Here is a 12,539-nt window from a genome sequence, read left to right on the forward strand (position 1 = left end):
ATGCAGCAGCGGGAGTTTGGCAATACGGGGTTCAGGGTCGGCGTCCTCGGCCTCGGCGCCGGGCAGGTGGGCGCGGAGACGCTGCCGGAAGCGGAGGCGGAGCGGCTGCTCCACCGCGCCCTCGACCTCGGCATCACCCTGATCGACACGGCGCGCGGCTACGGGCTGAGCGAGGAGAGGATCGGGCGTTTTCTCGCCCACCGCCGGGACGAGTTCATCCTGAGCACAAAGGGCGGGTACGGCGTGGAGGGCACCCAGGACTGGACGCCCGAGAACATCCGCCGGGGCATCGAGCGCGCCTTGCGGCGGATGCGAACCGACCGCCTCGACATCTTCCACCTCCACTCGTGCCCACTGGATACCCTGCGCCGCGACGACCTGCTTGCCGAACTCGACCGGGCGCGGGAGGCGGGACTCATCCGCGTGGCGGCCTACAGCGGCGAGAACGAGGCGCTGGCGTGGGCGGCGGAGTCGGGCCGCTTCGGCAGCCTCCAGACGAGCGTGAACGTCACCGACCAGTGGAGCCTCCACCACGTCCTGCCCGGCGCGGCGGCCCGCGGCCTGGGGTTGATCGCCAAGCGCCCCATCGCCAACGCCGCCTGGCAGTTCACAGGGCGCCCGGTGGGCCAATACGCCGAGGTGTACTGGGAACGGTTGCGGACGCTGCGGCTCGACCCCGGCGACCTGGACTGGAACGAGTTCACCCTGCGCTTCTCCGCCTTCGCCCCGGGGGTGAGCAGCGCGATTGTCGGCACGGCGCGGGTGGAGAACTTGGAGCGGAACGCCGCCGCCGTGGAGAAGGGACCGCTTCCCGCCGAGGTGCTGGAGCGGATCGAGGCGGCCTGGGCCGAGCACGGGCAGGGGTGGGGCGGGGAGGTGTGAGGAGCAGCCTGGCGCTGAGCCTTTCCTTTTAGCTCCTCCCCCTTGAGAGGGAAATTGGGACTCGTAGAGCTGCGGAGCAGAGGGGGTGAACGGGCAAGGCATCTCAGCAAACAGCCCGATGACTTCCCCTCATCACTCACCGACGAAATTTCAACTCAAGCCAGCCTGACCCGCCCCTCAACAGAACGCGCCCACCTCCATCCCCCGGAAGCGGGCGCGTCCCCTCATCCCTTCCCTCAGTCCATCGCGTTCGCCAGCACGGGCTGGGGTTGCCAGGCGTTCGCGCCGATGGAGCGCAGCCGCTCGGCCAGCCGCTCGTAGCCCCGGTTGAGGTACTGCACCCCGTCGATCACCGTCTCGCCCTCAGTGGTGAGCGCGGCGATGAAGAGGGCGGCCCCGGCGCGCAGGTCGGCGGCCTTGACGGGCGCGGCGTGCAGCTTGCCTCCCTGGATGACCTGCGTGTAGCCGCTGACGGTGATGTTCGCGCCCATGCGGTGCAGCTCGGCCACGTGGGTCAGGCGGTCGGGGTACACCGGGTCCTGCACCACGCTCGTGCCGGGGACGGTGGCGAGCAGGGCACTCATCTGCGGCTGCACGTCGGTGGGGAAACCGGGGAAGCTCTGGGTGGTGATGTTGACGGGCCGCAATTCGCGGTCACGGGCGTCCACGATCAGGCGGTCCTGGCCTTCGAGGATGTCCACGCCCATCTCGGCGAGCTTGGCGCTGACCGCGCGCAGGTGGTCGGGGCGCACATTCGTCAGCGTCAGGCGGCTGCGGGTGGCGGCGGCGGCGATCATGAAGGTGCCCGCCTCGATGCGGTCGGGAATCACCGTGTACTCGCCGCCGCGCAACGCCGGAACGCCGTGGATGGTCAGCGTGTTCGTGCCCGCCCCCTCGATCCGCGCGCCAAGGCTGTTCAGGAAATTGATCAGGTCCACCACATCGGTGTCGATGCTGGCGTTTTCCAGGGTCACCACGCCGTCGCCCAGGACCGAGGCCAGGATGGCGTTGTGCGTGCCGCCCACGGTCAGCAGCTCGAATAAGAAGGTGCCGCTGAGGCTGCCGCGCCGCACCGCCGCGAAATTGCCCCCATCCTCGCTGATCTCGGCGCCCAGGGCCCGCAGCGCCTTGACATGCTGATCGACCGGGCGCGGTCCCCACGCGCAGCCCCCCGGCATACTCACGGTCGCCTCCCCGGCCCGCGCCAGAATCGCGCCCAGGATGATGAAGCTCGCGCGCATCTTGGAGACGAGGCCGTAGGGCGCGACGGTGCTGACGATCTCGGGCGTGTGCAGGGTCAGGCTGTGCGGCCCCACCCAGGCGTGCCGGGCGCCAATATGGTGCGCGAGGTCGAGGATGGTGTACACGTCGCTGAGGCGGGGAATGCCGTGCAGGGTGACGGGTTCGCTGCTCAGGAGGCTCGCCACGATGATCGGCAGCGCCGCGTTCTTGCTGGGCTGAATGGCGACGTCGCCGGAAAGGGTCCGGCCTCCTTGAATGTGCAGCGGGGTCAGGTGCATGGCGGTCCTTTCAGTCGCGCGCGGCGCGGGAGGGTCGAGCATGGCGTGAACCCGGGCGCACTCCGCCTGGGCAGAGTGCATCTTACACATGTTGCTCACGGTACGTCTACGCAGAACCATACGTCTGCCCCACGCCCCGGCGATGTGGCGCGGGTGAGGAACGGGGGACACGTACTCATCCGAGTGCGATGAGGCCTATGTTGAGGGTACTCATGCTGCGTGCTACGCTGCCCGGGAGACCAAGCCGCCACCAGAGGGCGCCAGAGGGAGAGGGGATGCCCAAAAAGGAACGCAAACGCTTGCAGGTGGTGATCAGCGAGGAGCAAGACGCCCTGCTCACCCGCACGGCGTATGAGCTGTCGAGCCCCGAGCGACTGATCAGCAAGAGCGAGGTCGTCCGCCTCGCCATCGAGAAGATCGCCCGCGAACTCGGCGAGGGCGAACACCTCGACGAGTACCGCGCCCTCCTCGACGACGACCCCGGGGACGAGGAAGGGTAGGCGGGGCCGCAGGCACGCCGCCCCGCTCCCGGGACTGAGGACCCTGCGCTAGCGACCCGAGGCGTACGTGGCCGGGGGCAACACGCGCCGGGCGCCGAGCAGGCGCGGGGCCCAGTAGCGGTCGGAGAGCAGGTGGTCCACGACGACCTGACCCCGGTACGAGTTGGCGTTCACGAACTCGTCGTCACCGAGATAGATGCCGACGTGGGTCACGGCGCCTCCCCCCTCGGTGTCGAAGAAGACGAGATCACCGGGTTGCAGTTCCCCGGGCGCGACGGGCTGCCCGACCTGCGCCTGGTCGGCGCTGCGGCGGGGCAGATTCAGCCCGAGCGGCGCGAAGACCTGAAGCACCAGCCCGCTGCAATCGAGCCCGGCGGGGGATGCGCCCCCGTAAACGTAGGGCACCCCCAGGAGCGCCAGGGCCGCGCCGCGCCATTCACTCGGCAGGGCAAAACCCGGGGAGGCGGTCCCGGGAAGGGGCGGCGTCACGGCGGCTCCGGGAAGCGGCTCGGGGGCGGGCGCGTCGGGTGCCGGGGCCACGGGGACGACCGTGACCGGGAGAGCAGAGGCGGGCACGGGCGTCGGCACCACCGCGACGACCGGCGCGACAGGGTTCGGCGCGGGCACGAGCAGCACCTGACCGGCCCGCAGCACGCTGCCTTCGGGGAGGGTGTTCGCCGCGAGCAGGGCGTCCACGCTCACGCCGAAGCGGCGGGCGAGGGAATACAGCGTCTCTCCCGGCTGCACGGTGTATGGCGGGACCTCCCGCACGCGCAGCACCTGTCCCACCCGCAGCTCGGGGCCGGTCAGACCGTTCAGGGCGAGGAGCGCCTCAACGCTCAGGCCGTGGGCGCGGGCCAGCCGGAAGGCCGTGTCCCCCGGCTGCACGGTCACGGTGAGCGGCACTTCCTCCGGAACGGAGGCGGCGGGCGGCAGCGGTCCGGGCCCCGCGCTCGTGAGCGAGGCCCCCGCGGCGGAGGCGAGGGTCAGGAGGGCCAGCGGCAACAGGAACCGGGAAAAGAACGTCATGCAGTGGGCTCGCAGGGCGCGAAGGACAGTCATGCGGCGCCAGTCGGCACGGCATCCGGAGGGGGAACGCTCCGCATGAGAGGTGCCCCAAAGGAATTGAAACATCGGCACCGTAACATGCCCGTCCTCGCCCTGCCAACCCCTGCCGAGGGCGTCGCTGTGGGGTTTTCGACTTTTCGTGCAGGGAGGGCCCGGCGCTTTCCCCTGCCCCCCTTGCCGAACTCTCCTGCCGGAGGGCAGTGGACCCGTCCCCTCTCCCCCGCGTGACCTCCCTTACGAAGGAAGAGGGCTTCTTCACGGGGAAGCGAGCCTGAGAGAAGCTCCGCACGCCCCTCTTTCGCCTTTCCGCCTGAATGCCCTTTAGGGAGGGGTCATCAAACCTCTCATCCCCCGTTGGCGTTTTCATCATGGGGGGAATGGCCCCGACTCGGCGGGCCTGCCCCCCCTATTCTTGACGGGTGTTCGCGCGTGTCTCCGCGTGGCGTGACCGGACGTTCCGCGCGCTGCGTCACTCCCATTACCGCCGCTACTGGTTCTCGCAACTGCTCTCGCTGGTGGGGTCGTGGATGCAGGCGACCGCGCAGCAGTACCTCGTGCTCGAACTCTCGGGGGGCAGCAGCGCGGCGCTGGGGTACGTGACGGTTGCCCAGTTCCTGCCTAGCCTGCTTCTGTCGCTCTTCGCGGGGGCGGTGATCGACCGGGTGCCGAGGCGGCGGGTCTTGATCGTCACCCAGCTCGTGCTGCTCTCGACGGCAACGGCGCTGGCGGTCACGACCCACCTCGGCGTCGTCTCGCTGGGGCTGGTGATGCTGCTCGCCTTCGTGAGCGGCACGGCGAACGCCTTCGACATGCCCGCCCGGCAGAGCATGGTGGTGGACTTCGTGCCCCGGGGCGACGTGCCGAACGCGGTGGCCCTGAACAGCCTGTCGTTCAACGTCTCGCGCACGGTGGGGCAGGCCCTCTTCGGGGTGGTCGCCGCGCTGGGGGTGACCCTGCTCGCGGGCGGCGACCCCGAGCGGCTCTCGCGGCTGGCTCTGCCCTTCTACCTCAACGTGGGGTCCTTTTTCGCGGTGCTGTTCGTCCTCGCCACCCTGCCCTTCCCCGACCGCGAGTTCGGCGGGCACGGCAGCGTGGCCGAGGACGTGCGCGAGGGGCTGCGGTATGTCCGGGCCACCCCCGCCGTGCGGAACGTGATGCTGCTCGTGGGGCTGCTGAGCCTCACCGTCATCAACTTCAACGTGATCATCCCCTACTACGCGCGGGTGGTCTTCGGGGCGCGGGAGGCGGCCTTCGGGACCCTCAGCGCCGCGTTCGGGGTGGGGGCGATGGCGGGGGCGCTGTGGCAGGCGAGCAAGCCCAACCCGGCGCGCAACCTGCGGGTCGGCGCCGTGATCCTGCTCGCGGCGGCGGCGGCCCTCGCCTTCACGCCGGGGCCTGCCCTCGCCACGCCCGTCCTCGCGGTCTGCGGCTTCGGGATGCTCTCCTTGCTCGTCAGCGCGAACAGCACCGTGCAGCTCACCATTCCCGACCACCTGCGCGGCCGGGTGATGAGCCTGTATTCCTTTGTCCTGGTGGGGATGGGCCCGCCCGGCGCCCTGCTCGCCAGCACCCTGATCGGCCGCGAGGGCCCGCTGGGTCCCCGCTGGGGGCTGGTGACCCTCGCCGCCCTGGGCGCGGTGGCGCTGCTCGTCTTGTGGACGCGGCTGCCCCGGCGCGTCACGCCGTCTGCCCCCGCCGCGAGCACCCCCGGTCTTCCCGCCGACTGAGCGCGGGCCCGGGCGAGGCCCGGCTGTTATGCTGCGCGCATGAGTGTGGACCGCCACCAACTGGTGCTGACCTGGGCGCTGGTGATCATCGCCGTGGGTGCCGCCATCGGCATCGGCACGACCGCCGCCCTGCTCGCCCGCAAGGACCGCCCCCTGCCGGACGACCCGGACGCGCCGCTGTTTATCTAGCTTTCAGCCGTTAGCGGTCAGCCCTCAGCAGGACGGGAGGGTTTCGCTGAGGGCTGACCGCTGAGAGCTGAAAGCTCCCCTCAAAACGGCCACACCCGCGGAATTACCAGCATCGCCACCACGAAGCTCACGGCCGTCAGGCCCAGGCCGACGCGCACGAAGTCGATGAAGCGGTAGCGGCCGGGGCCGTAGACGAGCATGCAGGAGGGTTCGAGGGGGGTGATGAAGGAGTTGCTCGCGGCGACGGTGATGCCGATGACAAAGGGGCGCGGGTCGTAGCCCAGGGCCTGCGCCGTGCCGATGGCGAGGGGGAGCATCACGAGGGCGGCGGCCTGGTTGCTCATGGGCTGGGTGAGGGCGACCGTCACCCCGAAGAGGGCGGCGAGCAGGCCGTAGGGACCCAGGGGTTCGAGGACGCCGGAGATCGCGCCCGTCAGCACCCGCGCGGCCCCGGTGTCCTCGAAGGCGGTGCCGAAGGCGAGCATGCAGGCGACGAGGACGAGGACGGGCCACTCGATGGCCCGGTACGCCTCCTCGGGGGTCACGAGCCGCAGCGCGAAGGCGAGGGCCACCGCGAGCAGGACCGCCACGCTCAGCGGCAGCAGGCCCAGGCCGCCCCCGACGACGGCCCCGCCGAAGAGCAGCAGGGCGAGCGGGGCCTTGCGGGGGTCACGCTGCGCCTCGGTCAGGTCGCCGAGAACCGTGAGGTGGTCGCCGAGCGCCGCCACCCGTTCGGCGGGGCCCTGGATCATCAGCACGTCCCCGACCCCCACGCGCACCCGGGCGAGGCGTTCGATGGTGCGGGCGCGGCGGTGCAGGGCGAGCACGGACAGGCCGTAGCGCTCCCGGAAGCGCGACTCGCGCAGGGTGCGCCCGGTGAGGGGACTGCCGGGCATCACGACCGCTTCCACGAGCCGCACGGGCACGGCCCCCTCGACCTGAAGGCGTTGCTCGCTCTTGCTGAACACCCCCAGGGTCCCCTTGCCGCTCAGGATGCGGTGGGGCGGGCCCTCCACGGCGAGGGTGTCGCCCTCCTCGATGCGGAAGTCGGGGCCGGGCGCGTAGTGGGTCTCGCCCCCGCGGCGCACGGCCACGACGGTCAGGCCGTGGTCACGGCCCAGGCCCGTCTCTCGCAGGGTCTGCCCGGTGAGGAGGCTGCCGGGCGCCACCGTCAGGTCGGCGAGGTAGGCGCGCAGGGACTCTTCGAGCTCGGCCTCCTGGGCGGGAAGCAGCCGCGGCGCCACGAAAAAGAGGTACAGCAGCCCGAAGAGGGCGACGGGCACGCCGACCCACGCGAGCTCGAAAAAACCCAGCGGCCTGAGCCCCGTGGCGGGAAGCGCCCCCGAGACGACGAGGTTGGTGCTCGTGCCGATCACGGTGACCGTGCCCCCCAGGATGCTGGCGAAGGCCAGGGGCATCAGCACCCGGCTCGGCGCGACCCCCGCCCGGCGGGCGAGCCCCGTCATCACCGGCAGGAAGACGGCGGTCGTGGCGGTGTTGCTCGTGAACGCGCTCACGCCCGCCACCGCGCCCAGCATCCCCCGGATCATCCCGCCCGCGTTCCGGGCGCGGCGGCTGAGGGTCACCCCCACCCACTCGATGACCCCGGCGCGCAGGAGCACCCGCGTCAGGGTGAAAAGTCCCGCGAGGGTGATCACGGTGTCGCTGCCGAAGCCCGCGAACGCCTCCCGGGGCGTCAGTAGCCCGAGGACGAGCAGCGAGCCGAGCAGCAGCAGGGCCGTCACGTCCACGGGCAGCCACTCGGTGGCAAACAGCACGAGCGCGGCGGCGAAGAGGATGAGCAGGATGGTCACGGGGTCCATGGGTCTCCGGGGGGCGGCTGGAGGGCCGGTCACGCCCGGCGAGGAGAGCCCGCCGGGCGCCTTGGGAAGGAGCCGGAGAAAAAGCCGCAGGGCCTGCCCTCCCCTCCCCCCACCGGACTCTGCCGTGGGGCGGGAGGCCCCTGCATGTGAACGGCCCGCGCGTCCCTTAAAGCACGCCCCTCAGGGCGCAGCCGGGGCGGCGGTGGGCGAGGCCCCTCCCGCCGCGAGCCGGGTCAGCGCCTGGGTCAGCACCGCGACCGCCCGGTCGTACTCCCGCAGGTCGAGGTGCTCGTGCGGGGTGTGGTCGAGGGCGCTGTCCCCCGGGCCGTAGGCCACGGTGGGGACCGGCCACTCGCGCGCCACCACGTTCATGTCGCTCGTGCCGGTCTTGACCTTGAAGACGGGCGTTCCGCCCTGCGCGCGGATGGCGACCCGCAGCGCGCGGGTCAGCGCGTTGTCCCGGGGGTGACGCACGGCGCGTTCGTGCCCGGTGCAGGTGACCTCCACCCCCGCCGGGTCGGGCAGGTCCGCCAGCACCCCGCGAACGGCCTCCTCGGCGGCCTCGGGGGAGAGCCGGGGCGGCAGGCGCAGGCCGAAGGTGCCCCCCGCGAGCTGGGCCAGCCCGTCGGTGCGCGTCCAGAGGTCCTGAAGGGTGGCCTGCACCGTGTCGAAGACCCCCTCTCCCCCCTCCCCGGCGGCCCAGGCCCGCACCCGGAACCAGCCCTCGGCGAGGTCGTCGGCGGCGCTCGTGCCCTCGCCCGCCGTGTGGAAGTTGGCCTTGCGCACCCGCACGCGGACCACCAGCCGCCCCTTGTACCCCAGCGTCAGGCCCGTCCAGCCGCTCGGCTCGCCGATCAGTACGAGGTCGGGGCGGTAGCGGCCCAGGACGTGGCGGGCGCCCCGGCTGCTCGGCGCCTCCTCCTCGGTCGCGCCGACGCACACGAAGCGGGCCCCGGCGAGGGCTTCTTCCGGCAGGGCGGCCACCGCCGCCACAAAGGCGCACAAGCTCCCCTTGGCGTCCACGCTGCCGCGCCCGTGGAGGGTGTCCTCCTCCACCCGCACCGGGATGTCCCCCGGCACCGTGTCGATATGCCCGAGCAGCATGACGGTGAGGGGCCCCCAGCCCCGCTCGCCCACGGCGTTGCCCGCCCCGTCCACGTGGGCCTCGAAGCCGCGCGCGGCCATCCAGGCCCTCAGGTAGGCCGCGACCCCCGCCTCCTCCCCGGAGAGGGAGGGGATGGCGACGGCCCCGGCGACGAGGGCGCGGGCCCCAGCCAGCGGGCCGGTCAACGGGTCGGGCGGCCGGGTCACCGGGGCCTCACGGGGACCCGTCGGCCGGGGCAGCCTCGCCCGCGTCCGCCACCCCGGCGCCCCGCTCGCCCGCCACCGCCCGGGCGAGGGCCACGACGAGATCGGTGACCTCCGCGAAGGCGAGCAGGGCCAGGGCCCCCACCCCCCCGACAATCAGGGTCCACAGGCCCGAGAGGCGCGGCCCCTCGGCGAACTGGAAGACGGCCAGCCCCAGGGCCGCGAGCCCCAGCACCGCCGCGAGGAGGCGCAGCCGCCCCACCCAGCCCTGCACGGCCTCCGCCCGCGCGTCCAGACCACCGGGCCCACCGCGCGCCGGGGCCCGTCGGGTGCGGGTCACCGCCGGAGACGGGGCGGACGGCGTGACCTCCGGCAGCCCCGTGACGGAAGCTGCGCCCGGCGGGGTGGGCGTCACGACGATGGGGGAGGAGGTCGTCGGGGCCTGCGTCGGAGTCCCCTCGGGCGGGGCCGGGGAGGGGGAGGGCGCGGGCGGCACCTGGGTGGACGGGCCGATCACGCGCACCGTCTCGCCGCCGAGGTCGTTGTGGCCGGGCGGTTTCCACTGGGTCGCGCGGGGGACGGCGGGCGGCGCGGAACGCTCGCGGGGGGGGGCCGGGTCGCCCCGCCCGGGGTCTTTCCCGGGCTCCGGCCCCTTCCCGGCGTCCGGGCTGGCCCTGGGGGGGGCCTGCTCGCGGGGAGGGGTGACGGGGGTGGGGGCCTGACCCTGGGGCGGTGTGGAGGGCGCGGACGAGGGACCGAAGGTCTTCTGCCCGCTCGGACCCGGCAGGGGCGTGGTCGGCAGGTGTTTGGCGCGGGCGGTGGCGTCGCGCACCCGGGAGAAAAAGGCCTGGACGCGGGCGGGGTCGTAGCCGAGCAGGCTGGCGGTGAGGGCCGTTCCGGCGGGGGTCTCGACCCTCAGGAGGCCTTCCTCGTCGCTGTGGATGCGGGTCAGGTCGCGCAGGGTGACCCGGCGGGTGCCGCCCGCGTCCTGGTAGATCAACGTGTCTTCCAGCAGGGCGAAAAACGCGCCCTCGCGTTCCAGCGTCGCGACGGGCGGCACGCCGATGCCCAGCACCTTCAGGGCCGACTGTACGCGGTCATTCATGGCTCAGCTCTCCTCACCTTGGGAGGCAGCATAGCGGGTGAGCCGCCGCGCCCGCACCCACCTCCTCGGGGCCCGGCATAAAGGCGTCCGCAAGCCGCGACTCACGCGCCCGGCCAGCCCACCCCCACACACTGGACCATGACGAACGACGACAACCGCTACGGTGACGCCCCCCTGGGCCGCAGTGTCGAGGAAGTCGAGGGGGACGCGGGCAACCGGATGAATTCCCCCGTTCCCGGCGAACAGGTCCGCGACGACGACATGCTCGCCGGAGTCCCGGCGGCTCCCGTGCTGAGCGGTCCGGCGGGCAGCGCCGTCATCCCCGGCGTCTTGGACGTGGACCGGGTCACGGACGCGAATACGGGTGGGGCCGACGACGGCACGGCCCGCGAGAACCGCGACAGCAGCGAGGGCACGGCTTGACGCCAGGCGCCGTGCCCGGCGCGATGAGGGAGGAGAGGCCATGACCGACAGTGAGAACCGGTACGGCGACACGCCCCTGGGCCGCAGCGTCGAGGAGGTCGAGCAGGAGGGGGGCAATCTGGAAAACCCCCCACCGACGACCGGCGAACTCTGGGACAACGACCAGATCGCCCTGCCCGCCATCGCCAACGCGAACACCACCGCCGTGCCCGCCGTCCTCGACCCCGACATCACCCCGGACGGCACCCTCCCCGATGAACGTGACACCGGCGGGGGGATCCCCTAGTTCGACACCCGCACCCATGCCGGGGCCGACCCGTCGCGTCTGATCGGGTCGGCCCCGGTCTCGTCCTGGCTCGGGTCCTACCTGGCGAGGGCGCTGCACAGGCCGTCGACGAACTTCTCGTGCCCATAGCGGCCGCACCTGGGAAGGGGCCGGGCGGCGGAGCGCTTCAGGCCAGCTCACGCGGCCGGTACGTGACGGCCTCGGCGAGGTGCGCCTCGCTGATGTCGGCGCTGCCCGCGAGGTCGGCCACGGTCCGGGCGACGCGCACAACCCGGTCAAAGCCCCGCCCGGTCAGGTTGAGCTGCCGGGCGGCGGCGCGCAGGAAGGCGTCGGGACCGGGGCGCAACGCCGCGTGACGCCGCAGGGCCTGCCCGCCGAGGTCGCTGTTGCGGCCCCCCTGCCGGGCGAGCATCGCCTCGCGGGCGCGGGCCACCCGGGCGCGAACCTGAGCGCTGTTCTCCGTCTCCGGGGCGCGGCTCAGCTCGTCCACCGTCAGGCGCGGCACCTTCACCGTGAGGTCGATGCGGTCGAGAAGCGGCCCGCTGAGGCGCCCGGCATAGCGGGTGCGCTCGACCGGCGTGCACTTGCAGGCCTTCTCGGGGTCACCGTGATGGCCGCAGGGGCACGGGTTCATGGCCGCGATCAGTTGGAAGCGGGCGGGATAGCTCACGGTGGCGCGGGCGCGGCTGATCGTGACGTGCCCGTCTTCGAGGGGCTGGCGGAGCGTTTCGAGCGCCTTGCGGGAGAATTCGGGGAATTCGTCGAGGAAGAGGACGCCTCTATGCGCGAGAGAGACCTCGCCGGGCTTGGGCACCCCCCCGCCCCCGATCAGCCCGGCATCGGAGACGGTGTGGTGGGGGGAGCGGTAGGGCGCCTGACCGACGAGCCCTCCCCGGGCGGCGAGGAGCCCGGCGGCGGAGTGGATGCGGGTAACCTCCAGCGCCTCGGCACGCGTGAGGGGCGGGGTAAGGCCGGGAGCGCGGCGGGCGAGCATGGTCTTGCCGCTTCCCGGCGAGCCCACGAGGAGCAGGTTGTGCCCGCCCGCGACGGCGATCTCCAGCGCGCGCTTCGCCGCCGTCTGCCCTTTGAGGTCGGCGAGGTCGAGGAGGGCGTCCGCCCCCGCCGCGGGCTCGGGCGGGGGGGCCTCGGTGAGGAGGGTCTGGCCGGTGAGGTGCCGCACCGCGTCCTCCAGGGTCCGCGCCCCGTATACCTGCACCCCGTCGATCAGGGCCGCCTCGGAGGCGTTGCCCGCGGGCAGCAGGGCGGGCAGGTGTTCCTGCGCGGCGAGCAGGGCGAGGTTCACCGCCCCGGCGATGGACCGCAGCGACCCGTCGAGGGCGAGTTCCCCGGCGCTCACCACGCCCGCGAGCGCGGAGGCGGGCAACAGTTCCTGCGCGGCGAGCAGCCCGAGCGCGATGGGCAGGTCGTACAGCGGCCCCTCCTTCCGCAGGTCGGCGGGCGCCAGATTGACCGTGATGCGCGCCGCCGGAAAGGGCAGGCCCGCATTGCGAACGGCGGCCCGCACCCGCTCGCGCGCCTCACTGACCGCCTGGTCAGGAAGCCCGACCACGGTGAAGGCGGGGAGGCCCGGGCTGACGTCCACCTCGACCTCGACGGGCACGGCGTCCACGCCGATCAAGGCGACGCTGCGGGCGCGGGCGAGCATCAACCCCCCCGCGGGAACCGGCCCGCCACACGCCGCGTCCTG

General features: G+C 72.8%; 12 protein-coding genes. 6 read left to right on the top strand and 6 right to left on the bottom strand.

Annotated elements, in window-relative coordinates:
- Entirely contained in the window at positions 1–882 is an 882-nt protein-coding gene (locus IC605_RS02760; RefSeq protein ID WP_246580258.1) for an aldo/keto reductase, read from the top strand.
- 236 nt (positions 883–1,118) lie between these two features.
- Here the strand turns inward: IC605_RS02760 and murA are convergent, their stop codons facing one another.
- Entirely contained in the window at positions 1,119–2,402 is a 1,284-nt protein-coding gene (murA, locus tag IC605_RS02765) for a UDP-N-acetylglucosamine 1-carboxyvinyltransferase (RefSeq protein ID WP_216318827.1), read from the bottom strand.
- Positions 2,403–2,677: 275 nt separating this feature from the next.
- On the opposite strand from murA, the gene IC605_RS02770 reads away from it, so the two are divergent.
- Positions 2,678–2,902 (top strand): transcriptional regulator, encoded by a 225-nt coding sequence (locus IC605_RS02770; protein ID WP_216318556.1) that lies wholly within the window; start codon positions 2,678–2,680, stop codon positions 2,900–2,902.
- Positions 2,903–2,950: 48 nt separating this feature from the next.
- On the opposite strand, the gene IC605_RS02775 is transcribed toward IC605_RS02770, so the two are convergent.
- A complete protein-coding gene (locus tag IC605_RS02775; protein WP_216318558.1) occupies positions 2,951–3,931 on the bottom strand; it encodes a C40 family peptidase in 981 nt (326 codons plus the stop codon).
- Positions 3,932–4,389: 458 nt separating this feature from the next.
- Here IC605_RS02775 and IC605_RS02780 point away from each other — a divergent pair, with 458 nt between their 5' ends.
- Positions 4,390–5,697, top strand: a complete 1,308-nt coding sequence (locus IC605_RS02780; protein ID WP_216318560.1) for an MFS transporter — start codon at positions 4,390–4,392, stop codon at positions 5,695–5,697.
- Between the two features lie 39 nt (positions 5,698–5,736).
- Positions 5,737–5,886, top strand: a complete 150-nt coding sequence (locus IC605_RS02785; RefSeq protein ID WP_216318562.1) for a hypothetical protein — start codon at positions 5,737–5,739, stop codon at positions 5,884–5,886.
- An 80-nt stretch (positions 5,887–5,966) separates the two neighbouring features.
- Here the strand turns inward: IC605_RS02785 and IC605_RS02790 are convergent, their stop codons facing one another.
- From IC605_RS02790 to IC605_RS02800, 3 genes are all read right to left on the bottom strand, one after another.
- Positions 5,967–7,709 (bottom strand): SLC13 family permease, encoded by a 1,743-nt coding sequence (locus tag IC605_RS02790; protein WP_216318564.1) that lies wholly within the window; start codon positions 7,707–7,709, stop codon positions 5,967–5,969.
- A gap of 180 nt (positions 7,710–7,889) precedes the next feature.
- Complete coding sequence (locus tag IC605_RS02795; protein WP_343216483.1) at positions 7,890–9,020, bottom strand: [LysW]-lysine hydrolase; 1,131 nt, start codon at positions 9,018–9,020, stop codon at positions 7,890–7,892.
- A 7-nt stretch (positions 9,021–9,027) separates the two neighbouring features.
- Positions 9,028–10,122 carry a DUF4887 domain-containing protein gene (locus IC605_RS02800; protein ID WP_216318566.1) on the bottom strand — a complete coding sequence of 365 codons (1,095 nt, stop codon included), beginning with the start codon at positions 10,120–10,122 and terminating at the stop codon, positions 9,028–9,030.
- A 138-nt stretch (positions 10,123–10,260) separates the two neighbouring features.
- On the opposite strand from IC605_RS02800, the gene IC605_RS02805 reads away from it, so the two are divergent.
- Entirely contained in the window at positions 10,261–10,545 is a 285-nt protein-coding gene (locus tag IC605_RS02805) for a hypothetical protein (RefSeq protein WP_216318568.1), read from the top strand.
- 40 nt (positions 10,546–10,585) lie between these two features.
- Positions 10,586–10,831: a hypothetical protein gene (locus tag IC605_RS02810; RefSeq protein ID WP_216318570.1), complete on the top strand. Its 246-nt coding sequence runs from the start codon at positions 10,586–10,588 to the stop codon at positions 10,829–10,831.
- A gap of 166 nt (positions 10,832–10,997) precedes the next feature.
- Here the strand turns inward: IC605_RS02810 and IC605_RS02815 are convergent, their stop codons facing one another.
- Positions 10,998–12,497: a YifB family Mg chelatase-like AAA ATPase gene (locus tag IC605_RS02815; RefSeq protein ID WP_216318572.1), complete on the bottom strand. Its 1,500-nt coding sequence runs from the start codon at positions 12,495–12,497 to the stop codon at positions 10,998–11,000.
- Positions 12,498–12,539 lie beyond the last annotated feature (42 nt).

Source organism: Deinococcus aestuarii, from assembly GCF_018863415.1.
GTDB classification, from domain to species: domain Bacteria; phylum Deinococcota; class Deinococci; order Deinococcales; family Deinococcaceae; genus Deinococcus; species Deinococcus aestuarii.